17 protein-coding genes are annotated in these 15,043 nt (G+C 71.1%); 11 read left to right on the forward strand and 6 right to left on the reverse strand.

Translation table 11 applies throughout. The features are described from left to right. The first annotated feature begins 57 nt into the window (after positions 1-57). Together dnaE and ACZYRU_RS10435 are read left to right on the forward strand one after the other, a co-directional pair. Positions 58-3,621, forward strand: coding sequence for a DNA polymerase III subunit alpha (dnaE, locus tag ACZYRU_RS10430; RefSeq protein WP_488957014.1), 3,564 nt, complete (start codon positions 58-60; stop codon positions 3,619-3,621). After that, positions 3,618-4,178, forward strand: a complete 561-nt coding sequence (locus tag ACZYRU_RS10435; RefSeq protein ID WP_488957015.1) for a hypothetical protein — start codon at positions 3,618-3,620, stop codon at positions 4,176-4,178. The genes dnaE and ACZYRU_RS10435 overlap by 4 nt, the downstream gene beginning before the upstream one ends. On the opposite strand, the gene ybaK is transcribed toward ACZYRU_RS10435, so the two are convergent. Further along, positions 4,108-4,584, reverse strand: coding sequence for a Cys-tRNA(Pro) deacylase (gene ybaK, locus ACZYRU_RS10440; RefSeq protein WP_488957016.1), 477 nt, complete (start codon positions 4,582-4,584; stop codon positions 4,108-4,110). The two genes, ACZYRU_RS10435 and ybaK, sit on opposite strands and share 71 nt — an antisense overlap. Next, entirely contained in the window at positions 4,581-5,246 is a 666-nt protein-coding gene (locus ACZYRU_RS10445; protein WP_488957017.1) for an LON peptidase substrate-binding domain-containing protein, read from the reverse strand. The genes ybaK and ACZYRU_RS10445 overlap by 4 nt, the downstream gene beginning before the upstream one ends. A 65-nt stretch (positions 5,247-5,311) precedes the next feature. Between ACZYRU_RS10445 and hisD the strand changes: the two genes are divergently transcribed. The 4 genes from hisD to hisH are packed head-to-tail and all read left to right on the forward strand — an operon-like array spanning position 5,312 to position 8,971. Continuing rightward, a complete protein-coding gene (gene hisD / locus ACZYRU_RS10450) occupies positions 5,312-6,610 on the forward strand; it encodes a histidinol dehydrogenase (protein ID WP_488957197.1) in 1,299 nt (432 codons plus the stop codon). After that, positions 6,607-7,719, forward strand: a complete 1,113-nt coding sequence (locus ACZYRU_RS10455) for a histidinol-phosphate transaminase (protein WP_488957018.1) — start codon at positions 6,607-6,609, stop codon at positions 7,717-7,719. The genes hisD and ACZYRU_RS10455 overlap by 4 nt, the downstream gene beginning before the upstream one ends. Beyond that, on the forward strand, positions 7,716-8,327 hold the full coding sequence (gene hisB / locus ACZYRU_RS10460) for an imidazoleglycerol-phosphate dehydratase HisB (protein ID WP_488957019.1): 612 nt from the start codon (positions 7,716-7,718) through the stop codon (positions 8,325-8,327). Before ACZYRU_RS10455 ends, hisB begins: the two co-directional genes overlap by 4 nt. Further along, positions 8,324-8,971, forward strand: coding sequence for an imidazole glycerol phosphate synthase subunit HisH (gene hisH / locus ACZYRU_RS10465; protein ID WP_488957020.1), 648 nt, complete (start codon positions 8,324-8,326; stop codon positions 8,969-8,971). Before hisB ends, hisH begins: the two co-directional genes overlap by 4 nt. On the opposite strand, the gene ACZYRU_RS10470 is transcribed toward hisH, so the two are convergent. Together ACZYRU_RS10470 and ACZYRU_RS10475 are read right to left on the reverse strand one after the other, a co-directional pair. Continuing rightward, a complete protein-coding gene (locus ACZYRU_RS10470) occupies positions 8,955-10,013 on the reverse strand; it encodes an amidohydrolase family protein (protein ID WP_488957021.1) in 1,059 nt (352 codons plus the stop codon). The two genes, hisH and ACZYRU_RS10470, sit on opposite strands and share 17 nt — an antisense overlap. 33 nt (positions 10,014-10,046) lie before the next feature. Continuing rightward, positions 10,047-10,907 carry a DUF6801 domain-containing protein gene (locus ACZYRU_RS10475; RefSeq protein WP_488957022.1) on the reverse strand — a complete coding sequence of 287 codons (861 nt, stop codon included), beginning with the start codon at positions 10,905-10,907 and terminating at the stop codon, positions 10,047-10,049. Between the two features lie 165 nt (positions 10,908-11,072). On the opposite strand from ACZYRU_RS10475, the gene priA reads away from it, so the two are divergent. The 3 genes from priA to ACZYRU_RS10490 are packed head-to-tail and all read left to right on the forward strand — an operon-like array spanning position 11,073 to position 12,951. Beyond that, positions 11,073-11,810 (forward strand): bifunctional 1-(5-phosphoribosyl)-5-((5-phosphoribosylamino)methylideneamino)imidazole-4-carboxamide isomerase/phosphoribosylanthranilate isomerase PriA, encoded by a 738-nt coding sequence (gene priA / locus ACZYRU_RS10480; RefSeq protein WP_488957023.1) that lies wholly within the window; start codon positions 11,073-11,075, stop codon positions 11,808-11,810. After that, the gene (hisF, locus tag ACZYRU_RS10485) at positions 11,807-12,583 is read left to right on the forward strand and encodes an imidazole glycerol phosphate synthase subunit HisF (protein WP_488957024.1); all 777 of its coding nucleotides are present in this window, start codon (positions 11,807-11,809) and stop codon (positions 12,581-12,583) included. Before priA ends, hisF begins: the two co-directional genes overlap by 4 nt. 17 nt (positions 12,584-12,600) lie before the next feature. Then, positions 12,601-12,951, forward strand: coding sequence for a hypothetical protein (locus ACZYRU_RS10490; protein WP_488957025.1), 351 nt, complete (start codon positions 12,601-12,603; stop codon positions 12,949-12,951). Here ACZYRU_RS10490 and ACZYRU_RS10495 read toward each other — a convergent pair. Continuing rightward, on the reverse strand, positions 12,945-13,127 hold the full coding sequence (locus tag ACZYRU_RS10495) for a hypothetical protein (protein ID WP_488957026.1): 183 nt from the start codon (positions 13,125-13,127) through the stop codon (positions 12,945-12,947). The two genes, ACZYRU_RS10490 and ACZYRU_RS10495, sit on opposite strands and share 7 nt — an antisense overlap. Positions 13,128-13,197: 70 nt before the next feature. Continuing rightward, positions 13,198-13,563, reverse strand: coding sequence for an MmcQ/YjbR family DNA-binding protein (locus tag ACZYRU_RS10500; protein ID WP_488957027.1), 366 nt, complete (start codon positions 13,561-13,563; stop codon positions 13,198-13,200). A 99-nt stretch (positions 13,564-13,662) separates the two neighbouring features. Here ACZYRU_RS10500 and ACZYRU_RS10505 point away from each other — a divergent pair, with 99 nt between their 5' ends. Both ACZYRU_RS10505 and ACZYRU_RS10510 read left to right on the forward strand, forming a co-directional pair. Then, positions 13,663-14,130 (forward strand): hypothetical protein, encoded by a 468-nt coding sequence (locus tag ACZYRU_RS10505; protein WP_488957028.1) that lies wholly within the window; start codon positions 13,663-13,665, stop codon positions 14,128-14,130. A gap of 90 nt (positions 14,131-14,220) precedes the next feature. Continuing rightward, positions 14,221-15,033, forward strand: a complete 813-nt coding sequence (locus ACZYRU_RS10510; RefSeq protein WP_488957029.1) for a hypothetical protein — start codon at positions 14,221-14,223, stop codon at positions 15,031-15,033. Positions 15,034-15,043: the final 10 nt, after the last annotated feature.

Genomic DNA, 15,043 nt, shown 5'->3' on the forward strand with positions numbered 1-15,043 from the left:
GGCTGGTCCTCTTCCCCGAGCGACCACCCTTGACCTTTGAGGAGAGCCGAACCACCGATGGCTGCTGACGCCGGGGACTTCGTCCACCTGCACGTCCACACCGAGTACTCCATGCTCGACGGAGCCTCGCTGCTCGACGGGTTGTTCACCCGCGTCAACGACCTCGGCATGCCTGCGATCGCGATGACCGATCACGGCAACCTGCACGGCGCCTACGACTTCTACTCCAAGGCGAAGAAGTACGGCGTCCAGCCCATCATCGGCATCGAGGCCTACATCACCCCCGGCACCCAGCGGGGCGAGCGGCGCCGGGTCCGTTGGGGCAAGGGCGACGCCGCCGAGGAGGGCGGCGACGACGTCGCCGGTGGCGGCGCCTACACCCACATGACGATGTGGGCCGAGTCCACCGAGGGCATGCACAACCTGTTCCGGCTCTCGTCCCGGTCCAGCCTCGAGGGCTACTACTTCAAGCCCCGGATGGACAAGGAGATCCTCGCCGAGCACAGCAAGGGGATCATCGTCTCCACCGGCTGCCCGAGCGGCGCGATCCAGACCCGGCTGCGGCTGGGCCAGTGGGACGAGGCGGTCCGCGAGGCGGCCGAGCTGCAGGACATCTACGGCAAGGAGTCGGTGTTCCTGGAGCTGATGGACCACGGGATCTCCATCGAGAAGCGGGTCCGCGACGACCTGCTGCGCCTGGGCCGCGAGATGAACATCCCGCCCATCGCCACCAACGACTCCCACTACAACAACCCCGACGACGCCGACGCCCACGACGCCCTGATCTGCGTCGCGTCCGGCAAGCGGCTCTCCGACACCAACCGGCTCAAGTTCGACGGCGGCGGCTACTACATCAAGTCCGCGGCCGAGATGCGCGAGCTGTGGGCCGACCGCTTCGGCATGCCCGAGGCGTGCAACAACACGGTCGCGATCGCCGAGCGCTGCGAGGTGGAGTTCAACGAGAACACCGGCGGCTACATGGCCAAGGCCGACATCCCGGCGGGGGAGACCGAGGAGTCCTGGTTCCGCAAGGAGGTCTGGCGCGGCATCGAGTCCCGCTACCCGGGCGACCGCCTGACCCAGGAGGTCAAGGACCGCGTCGAGATGGAGCTCGCCGTCGTCGCCCAGAAGGGCTACTGCGGCTACTTCCTCGTGGTCGCCGACTTCATCAACTGGTCCAAGGACAACGGCATCCGGGTCGGGCCGGGTCGTGGTTCGGGTGCCGGCTCGATCGCGGCGTACGCGCTGCGGATCACCGACCTGTGCCCGCTGGAGCACGGCCTCTACTTCGAGCGCTTCCTCAACCCCGAGCGTCCCTCGATGCCCGACTTCGACATCGACTTCGACGACGCCCGCCGCGGCGAGGTCATCCAGTACGTCTCCGACAAGTACGGCGCCGACCGGGTCTGCCAGATCGCGACCTTCGGCCGGCTCAAGTCCAAGGCCGCCATCAAGGACGCCGCCCGGGTGCTCGACCACGGGTTCGCGATCGGCGACAAGATCACCAAGGCGATGCCGCCCGACGTCATGGGCAAGGGCGTTCCGCTCAAGGACATCTTCAACACCGAGCACAAGCGCTACAACGACGGCGGCGAGTTCCGCGCGCTCTACGAGCAGGACGGCGACGTCCGCACGATCTACCAGACGGCGCTCGGCCTCGAGGGCCAGATCCGCAACTGGGGCGTGCACGCGGCCGGCGTCATCATGTCGAGCGAGCCGCTGCTCGACATCGTGCCGATCATGGCCCGCCCGCAGGACGGCGCGGTGATCACCCAGTTCGACTACCCGATGTGCGAGTCGCTGGGCCTGGTCAAGATGGACTTCCTGGGCCTGTCCAACCTGCGCATCCTCGAGGACGCGCTGACCAACATCAAGGCCAACAAGGACGAGGTCGTCGTCCTCGAGGAGCTCCCGTTCGACAACCGGGCCACCTACGAGCTGATGGGCCGGGGCGACACCCTGGGCGTGTTCCAGCTCGATGGCGGTGGCATGCGTGCGCTGCTGCGCTCGATGCTGCCCGACAAGTTCGCCGACATCACCGCGGTCAGTGCGCTCTACCGTCCGGGCCCGATGGGTGCCGACTCCCACAACAAGTACGCCCACCGCAAGAACGGGCGCCAGCCGATCGAGCCGATCCACCCGGCCCTCGCCGACGCGCTCGAGCCGGTGCTGGGGGAGACCTACGGCCTGATCGTCTACCAGGAGCAGGTGATGGCGATCGCCCAGGTCCTGGCCGGCTACTCCCTGGGCGCCGCCGACAACATGCGCCGGGTCATGGGCAAGAAGAAGAAGGCCGAGCTCGACGCCCAGTTCGAGGGCTTCGAGGCCGGCATGCTCGAGCGCGGGTATCCCAAGGACGCGGTCAAGACGCTCTGGGAGATCCTGGTCCCGTTCGCTGACTACGCGTTCAACAAGTCGCACTCCGCGGCGTACGGCGTCATCACCTACTGGACCGCCTACCTCAAGGCCAACTACCCGACCGAGTACATGGCCGCGCTCCTCACGTCCGTCAAGGACGACAAGGACAAGATGGCGATCTACCTCAACGAGTGCCGTCGGATGAAGATCCAGGTGCTCCCGCCCGACGTCAACGAGTCGGCCCACGACTTCACCGCCGTCGGGCGCGACATCCGCTTCGGTCTCACCGCGATCCGCAACGTCGGCTCCAACGTGGTCGACGGCGTCGTCGAGGCCCGGGTCGAGAAGGGCCGGTTCGCCGACTTCAACGACTTCCTGTCCAAGGTGCCCGCCACCGTCTGCAACAAGCGGGTCATCGACTCGCTGATCAAGGCCGGCGCGTTCGACGACATGAAGCACCTGCGTCGCGCCCTGGTCGCCATCCACGAGACCGCGGTCGACCAGTACGTCGACATCAAGCGCAACGAGGCGATCGGCCAGGACTCGCTCTTCGCCGGCCTCGGTGACGACGACGGCAGCGACGGCGGGTTCGGCGTGAGCGTCGCGATCCCCGACATCGACGAGTGGGACAAGATGACCCTGCTCGGCCACGAGCGGGAGATGCTCGGCCTCTACGTCTCCGACCACCCGCTGCACGGCCTCGAGCACGTGCTGTCCAACGGCACCGACTGCACCATCGGCCAGCTGGTCACCGACGAGAGCCGCGCCCACAACTCGACGGTCGAGGTCGCCGGCCTGGTCACCTCGATCCAGCGCAAGATCACCAAGAACGGCGACCCGTGGGCCACCGTCACGTTGGAGGACCTCGAGGGTGCGATCGACGTGCTGCTGTTCCCGAGCAGCTACCGGCTCGCCGCGCCGTACCTCACCGAGGACGCGATCATCCGGGTCCGTGGCCAGCTCGACACCGACCGCGAGCCCGCCCAGCTGCGCGGCCAGGAGGTCACCGTCCCCGACCTCGAGCGGAGCAGTGACGGGCCGGTCGTGATCAGCCTGCCCTCGAGCCGGTGCACCGGGCCGGTGGTCGCCCAGCTGCGCGAGGTGCTGACCTCCCACGCGGGGCTGACCGAGGTGCGGCTCCAGTTGTTGAGCCGTGACTCCACCAAGCTCATGCGCCTGGGGGACAATCTCCGGGTGACTCCCTCGGTCTCCCTCTTCGCCGATCTCAAGCACCTCCTCGGGCCGGGGTGCCTCGACCGATGAGGGCACGTGACCTGACCGGCGTCCTCGTCGTACCGCCGCTGCTCGGCGCCCTGCTGGGTGCCGCCGGTGGCTGGCTGTGGTGGGCGTGGTGGGGCCCCGCCCCGAAGGGGAAGATCTACGACACCGTGGCCGGCAAGGCCTGGTACCCCGACCCGTTCGACCCCGGCATCACCCGCGACTTCAGCGGTACGGCGACCTACGTCGCGATCGCCTTCGGCCTCGCCCTGCTGCTCGGCCTGGTCGGCGGCTGGCTCGCCCGCAACCAAGCGGTCGCGGGGATCATCGCGGTCCTGGTCGGCGCCGGGCTCGGCGTGCTGGTGATGACCCTGCTGGGGGAGTCGTTCAGCCCGGCCGACCCGGCCACGCTGCTGTCCGGCCACAAGGTCGGCGACATCTTGCCGGGCCATCTTGCGGTCTCGAGCTGGACGCCGTACCTCGCCTGGCCCGTGGGCGCGATGCTCGCCTACCTGGTGCTGATGCTGTCGCTCAACCCGACGACGACCGGCGAATCGGCGCGACCCGAGCAGCCGTCAGCCGCGCCAGCTCCGCAGGGCTGAGCTCGATCTCCATCCCGCGCCGACCCGCGGACACGAACACCGTGTCGTGGGTCAGGGCGGAGTCGTCGACCACGGTCGGGTGCGCCTTGCGCTGCCCGAGCGGGGAGATCCCGCCGACGACGTACCCGGTCGCCCGCTCGGCAGCCTTCGGGTCGGCCATCACGGCCCTGCGTCCGTCGACGGCGCGGGCCAGCGCCTTGAGGTCGAGCTGACCCGAGACCGGCACGACACCCACGACGAGGGCGCCGTCGACGTCGGCGAACAGGGTCTTGAAAACCCGGTCGGGCGCGACGCCCATCGCCTCGGCCGCCTCGCCGCCGAACGAGTCCGCACGGGCGTCGTGGTCGTACTCGTGGACCGTGAACGCGACCCCGGCCTTCTTGAGCACACCGATCGCGGGGGTCAATTGGGGCTCCACCGGGTGCGGGCGACCTCGGTCGCCGGCAGCGAGGTGATCACGTTGATGGCGCGCAGCTCGGCGCGCAGCAGGTCGGTCACCAGCACCAGGCGCTCGGCCGTGTCGTTGGCCTCGAGCAGCTGCTGGCGCTCGCCCATCGGCAGCGGCGTGCAGGCCGCGAGCGTCCAGGACAGGTACGTCGGGTCCTTCGGCAGCTCGCCCTGCAGCGGGTCGCCGGCGATCGAGCGGAGCACGTGCCGGTACGCCGTGAAGGTGGCCCGGGCCTGCTCCACGACCTCCTCGGGCACCTCCGTCGCCCGGCCCGGCAGCAGGGTGACCTCGCCGACCGGGTAGTCGCCCGTGGTGAGCAGACGGTCCAGCTGGATCCGGTCGCGGCCGACCGCCACGACGTCGAAGCTGCCGTCGGCGCGGGCCTCGACCTCGGTGAGCTGGAGCCGCACCCCGATCCGGTACAACGACTGGGTGCCGTGGTCGCCGACCTCGTAGCCCTCGCGGATCGCGACCGACCCGAACAGCCGCTGCGACGGGTCCTCGCCGCGCAGCAGGTGGTGCACCAGGGCCCGGTAGCGATCCTCGAAGACGTGCAGCGGCACGCTGACCCCCGGGTACAGCACCGCGTTCAGCGGGAACATCGGGAGCTGGTCGGTCACGTGTCCAACGTAGCGGGGACCACGGCGGCGACACGCGCGACGACCGTAGAATCGGGGCCATGTCCCTGATCCGTCGCATCGACCTGCGCGAGTCTGGTCCCCAGACCGACTACCGCGCAGCAGTGCCCCGTGCCGACTTCGACATCGAGGCGGCGGTGCCGGCGGTGCATGCGATCTGCGAGGAGGTCCGCACCCGCGGGCTGGACGCGATCGTGGAGTTCGGGGAGAAGTTCGACGGTGTGCGCGTCGACGACATCCGGGTCGCGCCGGCCGCGATGCAGGCCGCGCTCGACAACCTCGACCCCGACATCCGCGCCGGCCTCGAGGAGTCGATCCGCCGGCTGCGCGCGACCTGCGCCAACGAGCTCGAGCAGGACGCCGTCACCGACCTCGGCCCCGGCGCCCGGGTCACCCACCGGAAGGTGCCGGTCGGCCGGGTCGGCCTCTACGTGCCCGGTGGCCTCGCGCCGCTGGTGTCGTCCGTGCTGATGAACGTCGTCCCCGCGCAGACCGCGGGTGTCGAGTCGATCGCGCTCGCGAGCCCGCCGCAGAAGGAGTTCGGTGGGTCCGTGCACCCGACGATCCTCGCCGCGTGCGCGCTGCTGAGCGTCGACGAGGTGTACGCCGTCGGCGGTGCCCAGGCGATCGCGATGTTCGCCTACGGCGTCGGCCCGTGCCGTCGCGTCGACCTGGTGACCGGTCCGGGCAACATCTGGGTGGTCACCGCCAAGCGCATCCTCAAGGGCCAGATCGGCATCGACTCCGAGGCCGGTCCCACCGAGATCGCGATCCTCGCCGACGACACCGGCAACGCCGCCTACGTCGCCGCCGACCTGATCAGCCAGGCCGAGCACGACCCGCTGGCCGCCTCCGTCCTGGTCACCACGTCCGAGCGGCTCGCCGCCGAGGTCGAGGCCGAGCTCGACCAGCAGGTCGCCGCCACCAAGCACAGTGAGCGGATCACGACCTCGCTCGGGGGCAAGCAGTCCGGCATCGTGCTGGTCCGCGACCTCGAGCAGGGCCTCGACGTCGTCAACGCCTACGCCGCCGAGCACCTCGAGATCCACACCGAGGACGCTGCCGCCTGGGCCGCCCGGGTCCGCAACGCAGGCGCGATCTTCGTCGGACCGCACGCCCCGGTCAGCCTCGGCGACTACTGCGCCGGGTCCAACCACGTGCTCCCGACAGCCGGCTGCGCCTGCCACTCCTCGGGACTCTCGGTCCGCGCGTTCACCAAGTCGGTGCACGTCATCGACTACTCCGCCGACGCGCTCGCCGAGGTCGCCGGACACGTCGTCACCCTCGCCGAGGCCGAGGACCTGCCGGGCCACGGCGCCGCCATCACGGTCCGGTCGACGCGATGACGGCATCGACCGGCGGCAGCTGGCCGCCGCTGCGCGAGGAGCTGCGCGGGATCGAGCCGTACGGCGCCCCGCAGCTCGACGTACCGGTCCAGCTCAACGTCAACGAGAACCCCTACGGCCCGTCCGAGGCGTGCGTCGCCGACATCGCGGCGGCGGCTGCCGCGGCGGCCCGGACCCTCAACCGGTACCCCGACCGTGAGTTCACCGACCTGCGCACCGCCCTCGCGGCGTACCTCTCCAAGGACACGCCGGCCGGCATCGTGCCCGAGCAGGTGTGGGCGGCGAACGGGTCCAACGAGGTCATGCTGCAGCTGCTGCAGGCCTTCGGCGGGCCGGGACGCACGGCGGTGAGCTTCGCGCCGACGTACTCGATGTACCCGGAGTACGCCCGCGACACCAACACCCGCTGGGTCGCCGGCCGCCGTGCCGAGGACTTCGCGCTCGACCTCGACGCTGCGCGCGACCTGGTCAAGACCGAGCAGCCGAGCGTGATCCTGCTGCCGAGCCCCAACAACCCGACCGGCACGGCGCTGCCGCCCGAGGCGGTCGGGGTGCTCTGCGAGGCTGCGGGCGATGACGGGATCGTCGTCGTCGACGAGGCGTACGGCGAGTTCCGTCGCGAGGGTGTCCCGAGCGCGCTCGAGCTGCTGCCGGCGTACCGCAACCTCGTGGTGACCCGCACGATGAGCAAGGCGTTCGCGGGTGCTGGGCTGCGACTGGGCTACCTCGCCGCGGCGCCGGAGATCTGCGACGCGATCCGGGTGGTGCGGCTGCCGTACCACCTCTCCGCCGTCACCCAGGCGGTAGCGCTGGCCGCTCTCGGTCACGCGCCAGAGCTGCTCGGCAAGGTCGACGACCTGCGCCGCGAGCGGGACGCCCTGGTCGACTGGTTGCGCGCCGAGGCGTACGACGTCGCCGACTCGGACGCCAATTTCGTGTTGTTCGGGCGATTCGCCGACCGTCATGCTGTCTGGCAGGGTCTCCTCGACCGGGGAGTCCTGATCCGGGAGACCGGGCCGGACGGGTGGCTGCGGGTCTCGGTCGGCACCCCCGAAGAGATGGCAGCCTTCCGGGCTGCACTGACCGACGTAGATGGAGAGCGCGCATGACTGCCAGGACCGCACGGATCGAGCGGCAGACCAGCGAGTCGAAGGTCATCGTCGAGGTCAACCTCGACGGCACCGGCAAGCACGACATCTCCACGGGCGTCGGCTTCTACGACCACATGCTCACCGCGTTCGCGCGCCACGCGCTGGTCGACCTGACCGTGCAGACCGACGGTGACGTCCACATCGACGCCCACCACACGGTCGAGGACACCGCGATCACCCTCGGCCAGGCGCTGCGCCAGGCGCTGGGCGACAAGGTCGGCATCCGCCGCTTCGGCGACGCGACCGTGCCGCTCGACGAGGCGCTCGTGCACGCGGTCGTCGACGTGTCCGGGCGTCCCTACTGCGTCCACACCGGCGAGCCGGAGGGCCAGCAATACGTCCAGCTCGGCGGCTCCGGGGTCTCCTACCTCGGTTCGCTGACCCAGCACGTCTTCGAGTCGATCGCCTTCCACGGCCACTTCGCGCTGCACGTGCGGGTGCTCGCGGGCCGCGAGCCGCACCACATCGTGGAGACGCAGTTCAAGGCGTTCGCCCGCGCCTTCCGTGACGCGGTCGCGATCGACCCGCGCGAGACCGGCATCCCGTCCACGAAGGGTGCTCTGTGAGCGCTCCGTCCGTCGTCGTCCTCGACTACGGCTCCGGCAACCTGCGCTCCGCCGTACGCGCGGTCGAGCGGGCCGGTGCATCGGTCACCCTCACCGGTGACCTGGACACGGCGATGGAGGCCGACGGCCTGCTGGTGCCCGGCGTCGGCGCGTACGAGGCGTGCATGCGCGGGCTGCGGGCGATCCGCGGCGAGCGGATCATCGCCCGCCGGCTGTCCGGCGGCCGGCCGGTGCTCGGTATCTGCGTGGGCATGCAGATCCTGTTCGAGAAGGGCATCGAGCACGGCGTCGAGACCGAGGGCTGCGGCGAGTGGCCCGGTGTCGTCGAGCGGTTGCAGGCGCCGATCGTCCCGCACATGGGCTGGAACACCGTGTCCGTGCCCGAGCAGACGCGGCTGTTCGCCGGCATCGAGGACGAGCGCTTCTACTTCGTGCACTCCTACGGCGTGCGCGACTGGACGCTGGTCACCAACGACCGCACGCCCGCCAGCCACCAGCCGATGGTGACCTGGGCCGAACACGGCGGCGACCGCTTCGTCGCCGCGGTCGAGAACGGGCCGCTGTGCGCGACCCAGTTCCACCCGGAGAAGTCGGGGGACGCGGGCGCCCAGCTGCTGCGCAACTGGGTCACCTCGCTGGGCTGATCACCCGGCCGTCGAGCACGCTCACCACGGGTGCGGCGAGCACGGCGAGGTCGTCGCGTGGATCGTTGCCGTAGCCGACGAGGTCGGCCGGCGCGCCGTCGGCGATGCCGGGGAGCCCGAGCAGCTCGCGGGTGCGCCACGAACCCGCGCCGAGCGCCTGCTCCGGCGTGAGCCCGTACCGGGCGAGGAGCTCGATCTCGTGACGGACCCGGCCGTGCGGGCCCATGCCCGCATCGGTCCCGGCGAGGACGGGTACGCCGGCTTCGGCTGCCGCTGCGAGGGCCAGGGGCATCCGGTCGATCAGTTCGCCCATGGTGGACGGGAGCATCCCGCGGATCGCCTCGTTGATGCTCAGCGTCGGCACCCAGCTGCCGCCGTACGCCGCCAGCGAGGGGACCTGGTCGGGCTGCAGGAAGGTGGCGTGCTCGAGGGTGTCGATCCGGGCCTCGATGGCGGTCTGGATCACGTCCGGCAGGGCGCAGTGCATCGCCACCCGACCGCCGGCCGCGTGCACCGCGCGGGTCGCCGCGACGACCGCGGCCTCGCTGAAGGTGCGGGTCATCCCGGGCCCGGGAAGGGGGGAGTCGCCGATCAGCTTGACCCAGCCGCCGCTCCAGGCGAGCTCCTCGAGAGCTGCCTCGACCAGCTCGCCGTCGTTCACCTCGCGGGCCAGTCCGGGGAAGTAGCGCCCGGCCGGTGCGAGGAAGCGCCCGGCCGTGGTGACCCGGGGGAGACCCTCGTCCGGGCCGAGGCCGCGGGACTCCCGGTCGGGGCTGCCCGGCTCGCGGACCGCGAGCACGCCAGCGTCAAGGTGGGCCCGGGCGCTGGCCCGCACGCGCTCGCGGGCCGGCGCGTCGTCGCCCGCCGGACTCGCCAGCGAGAGGTGGGCGTGTGCGTCGGCCAGCCCGGGGACCAGCACCAGGCCGGTCCCCAGGGTGGTCGCGCCGGCGACGGGCGTGAACGAGATCCGTCCGTCGACCACGTAGACATCGCGGTCGGCGTCGTCGGGAAGCACCCGTCCCTGGAGATGCCAGGCGGACATGCCGACGACGCTACTCCGCTTTACTCGGGCAGGTCAGCGGACCTTGACGGTGGTGGTGCCGGACGAGGCCTTCGCCGCTGCCGCGCCGCTGTACGACGCGGTCACGGTGTACGTGCCCTTCTTCTTGAGCTTCTTGAAGATCGCCTTCGCCGTGCCGCCAGCCACCGTCGCGGTGACGGTCTTGACCTGCTTGGCGCCCTTCTTGAGGGTGAAGGTGACGGTGCCGGTCGGCGTCACCCCGGCGGCGCTCACCGTCGCGGTGGCCGTGACCTTGCGCGACTTCTTGGCGTACTTCGCCTTGACCGCCGTCGAGGAGGCCACGCTGGCCGTGAAGGTGCTGATCGTGTTGTTCTGCCCGGAGGCGACGGTGCAGGGGATGGCGAAGGTGGGGTCGCCCATCATTCCGATCAGCTTCATGCTGACGTTCTGGCTGCCGGCCGCGATCTGGTGCGTCGTCCCGGCCGCGCCGGCCGAGATCGCCGGCAGGGTGCCCGTGCCGGTGACGACCGCCGGGCCGCTGCTCCCGATGTTGGTGCTCGGGATCGTGATGGTCGTCGGAACCGCAGTGCCGTCGACGAGGTTCGTCGCCTCGACCGTTCCCGAGATGGCCGTGACGCCGAAGTCCCGCATCGTCTTGGCCTGGGCCTCCGGGATGCTCATCTTCGAGGTGATGGTCGGCGTCACCGATGTGCCGGCGGCGACGCTGGCCGGCGTGTCGGTGGTGACGTCCACGGTGAAGACGCTCTGGCCGAGCACGGGCACGGTGCAGTCGAAGTTGATCGTGGCCGCGGATGCGGTGCCCGCCGTACCGAGGACGACGGCGGTGCTGGCCGCGAGGCCGAGAACGGCTCCGGCGGAGACGGAGCGCAGGGTGAAGCGATGACGCAAGGTCATGTGGGTTTTCCCTCCCGAAATGTGTTGTTGTGCCGGCCGCCACCCCTCCCGAGTGGCGGCCGTTTCGACACCCCATCACAAAAAGAGAACAAGTTCTAGTCCCTGTCTCCCGTGTCGGCGAGACGCGGCGCAGGACCCGGGTCCGCCTCATCTAGGATCGCGGCCATGACCGGCTACCTCGAGCTGCTGCCCGCTGTCGACATCAAGGGCGGCCAGGCCGTCCAGCTGGTGCAGGGCGTGGACGGCTCCGAGAAGCGCTTCGGCGACCCGATCGAGGCGGCGCTGCGCTGGCAGGAGGCCGGTGCTGAGTGGATTCACCTCGTCGACCTCGACGCGGCCTTCGGCCACGGCAACAACCGCGAGCTGCAGGCCGAGATCGTCGGCCGCCTCGACATCCAGGTCGAGATGAGCGGCGGCATCCGCGACGACGAGTCGCTCGAGGCCGCCATGGCCACCGGCTGCCGTCGGGTCAACATCGGCACCGCCGCGCTCGAGCAGCCCGAGTGGTGCGCCCGCGCCATCGCGACGTACGGCGACCGCGTGGCCGTGGGCCTCGACGTACGCGGCCGCACCCTGGCCGCCCGCGGCTGGACCAAGGAGGGCGGCGACCTCTACGAGACCCTCGCCCGCCTCGACTCCGAGGGTTGCGCACGCTACGTCGTCACCGACGTCAACAAGGACGGCATGCTGCAGGGCCCGAACCTCCAGCTGCTCGAGGACGTCTGCGCCGCCACGTCGCGCCCCGTCGTCGCCTCCGGCGGCGTCACGACCCTCGACGACATCCGCGCGCTGATGAAGCTCGTGCCCGTCGGCGTCGAGGGCGCGATCGCCGGAACCGCCCTCTACACCGGGCAATTCACCCTCGAGGACGCGCTCAAGCTGACCCGGGGCGGCCTCGTATGACCCTCGCGGTCCGGGTCATCCCGTGCCTCGACGTCGACGCCGGTCGGGTGGTCAAGGGCGTGAACTTCCAGGAGCTGCGCGACGCCGGTGACCCGGTCGAGCTGGCCCGGCTGTACGACGCCGAGGGCGCCGACGAGCTCACCTTCCTCGACATCTCCGCGTCCCACGAGGGCCGCGCGACCACGATGGACATCGTCTCCGCCACGGCGGAGCAGGTCTTCATCCCGCTCACCGTCGGCGGCGGCGTCTCGTCGGTCGAGGACGTCGACCGGCTGCTGCGTGCCGGCGCCGACAAGATCGCCGTCAACACCGCCGCCATCCGCCGGCCCGAGCTGATCGCCGAGATCGCCGACCGCTTCGGCAACCAGGTGCTGGTCCTCTCGGTCGACGCGCGTCGCGTGGTCGCCGGCTCGGGCGTCTCGACGGACTCCGGCTTCGAGGTCACCACCCACGGCGGCCGTCAGTCCGCCGGCATCGACGCGATCGAGTGGGCCGTGCGCGCTGCCGAGCTCGGTGCGGGCGAGATCCTGCTCAACGCCATGGACGCCGACGGCACCACCGACGGCTTCGACCTCGAGCTGATCCGCAAGGTCCGCGCCGAGGTCTCGGTCCCCGTCATCGCCTCCGGCGGCGCGGGTGCCGTCGAGCACTTCCCGCCCGCCGTCGAGGCCGGTGCGGACGCCGTGCTCGCCGCCACCGTCTTCCACTTCGGCACGCTGCGGATCTCGGACGTGAAGTCCTCGCTGTCGGCGGCAGGTGTGCCGGTCCGGTGACGGGGGAGGGTCCGGCCATGACGTACGACACCTACGAACCGAGCGCCGCCGCGGGCCCTGCCGACTCCGAGACCGGCAGCCACGGGCCGTGGCGGGTCCTGGTCGAGTACTCCAACCGCGGCGACCTCAAGCCGCCCACGGTCGTGCAGGTCGGCAAGACGGAGCACGTCGAGCGCGGCGTCGCGCTCGAGGCAGCCCTGAGCGCCTGCCGCGAGTTCAACCCGCCCGACCCGGCGTTCGAGCAGAGCCGCCAGGTCTACCGCGACGGTCCCGACGGGTTCCTCGTCGTGCTCGAGGGCGCGATGTCGACCTTCCACATGAGTGTGCGGATCGTCAGTCCGGTCGGTCCGGCCGCGTCCGCTCAGTAACCGCCAGCGACGCCGTCGGCGCCGCGGTCGGCCAGGTCGCCGAGCTGGCCGGACGGGGTGTCGCGTGCGGGCGGCGTGCGCAGGTCGGCCTCGTCGACGCTCGGGTCGGCGCAGCCGCCCAGCAGGACGACGACGGTGAGGCACAGGACCCCGAGACGGGTACCGAGAGTGTCCATGCCGCCCGAGCATGGTCGAGATCCGGCGACGGCGTCGGGCTCTCTCCACAGGCCCCGCCCGGGGCGGTGGTCAGCCCTCCCAGCCCGCTGGCCGCAGCGCCTTCGGCAGCTTGGCCACGATCATCAGGTACGACGCATCGACCGCCTCGAGCAGCTCGTCGTCGGGGATTGCGCCGGTGAGCGACAGGTTGTTCCAGCCGGAGCGGCCGATGTAGGCCATGACCGAGGCGTCGTCGGGGTGGCGGTGCAGCCACTCGTCGGCGACCTCGCGGGTGGCGCCGGCCTTGACGCCGACGGAGTCGCGGCCGAGGAAGGCGAAGATCTTGCCGCGCTCGCCGGGGCCGACCTTGATCACGGGGAGCTCGTGGTCCCAGGGGTTGTCGGGCCAGGCGCCGGGCTTGGCGAGGCAGTGCGCGAGCAGGGCTTCGGCATCCACGTCCCGACGATATCCACAGGCGGAGGGATCGTGCTGGCGCGCCGCCCTCGGCGTCTGCAGGGTGGTGGTCGTCAACGACCGCTCTTCTCGGGAGGCCCCATGTATCCGCCGCTTCATCCGGACGACGGTGTCGTCATCAGTGGTTCGCTTCGCATCGACCCGCCGCTGAGAGCGGACGAGATGGACAGGTTGCGGGCGATTGCCTCGTCGAGCCTGCGTGCATCGCTCGACGACAAGCCGTCGACGCTCGTCGACGAGCTGGCGCCCGGGCACCCCGAGGGGCCCAGTCCGTGGGTGTGCTGTCCGGACGGGTGCTGCCTCGACCTCTGGGACAACGCCTACGTGCGCATCGACGCACTCGAGCCGTGGATGGAGTACCTGGTCGGAACGTTGCTCGTCGATCACGCCTTCGACGGTGCCCTCATGATCTGGGATTGCGCGACGCGCTCGTTCTCCGCGCTGGTGGTCGAGGGGACCCGGGTGCGCCGCAGGCCGGTTCTCCAGCGTCGGACGGGTGATCGCCGGTCAGTCCGGTCCCCAGGCGGAACCGGGCTTCGTGCGATCTGAGGGGTGTCTCATCTGCGCGGGGCCTGCCTGAGCACATGGAGTCGGCCCTACGCACCTGGAGAGCGCGAGTCCGTCCGTACCCTGACGCTCGTGAACCGTCTCGAGGGCCCGCCGGGGGACGTCGTCGCGCTCGCGCACGTCGCTGCCCGGCTGGTCCGGCGCGACCGTACGACGTGGCAGCGGCTCGTGCGCGAGCTGCCGGCGGTGCGGGGGCGGGCGGTCCAGCACGCGCGCAAGCACCCGCGAGCGGCCCCGGCACAGCGTGCAGGGACCGCGATCTGGTGGGTGCTGCTCGGGCTCGGCCTCTGCGCTGCCCTCAGTGCGGCCGCGATGCTCGGTCCGCCGGGCAGGAAGAGCACCTACATCAACGCGGACGACGCGACTGCGCTGGCGATGGTCAGCGGCGTGGTCGCCGCGGTCCTGCTCGGGTTGGTCCTGCTGCTCCCGGTGCCGCGCGGCCACACGTCGTACGCCGCCATGGTGCTGACGGTGACCACGGCCGGCCTGCTCGTGCTCCTCGTCGGCTACCGGCTGGTCATCGGCGCCGGGGACTCGCGGGGCCTCGCGCCCGACCAGCTCCGGCGGGCGGTGCCGCTCGCCGCGCTCGCCGCGCTCCTCACCGTCGGGGTCGCCGTCCGCACCCATCGCGTACGACGGCGCGAGCCCGATCCCGCGGGCGCCGACGCACACAGGCGGCACACGGAGAGCTGGACCACCGACCTGGCGGCGCTCCCGACCACCCCGGCGACCGAGGCCGCCTGGCAGGCAGAGATCGCCCGCCTCCCGGCGACGACGGACCCGCGGACTCTCGCCGAGGCGGAACGTCAGACGCCCGTCGCGTGGCTGGTGCGCACGTTCGTCGACCCCGACCTCGACGTCTCGGGCCTGCTGCGCGAGGAATAGGCTCGCGCGG

Source organism: Nocardioides sp. F233 (assembly GCF_057813895.1).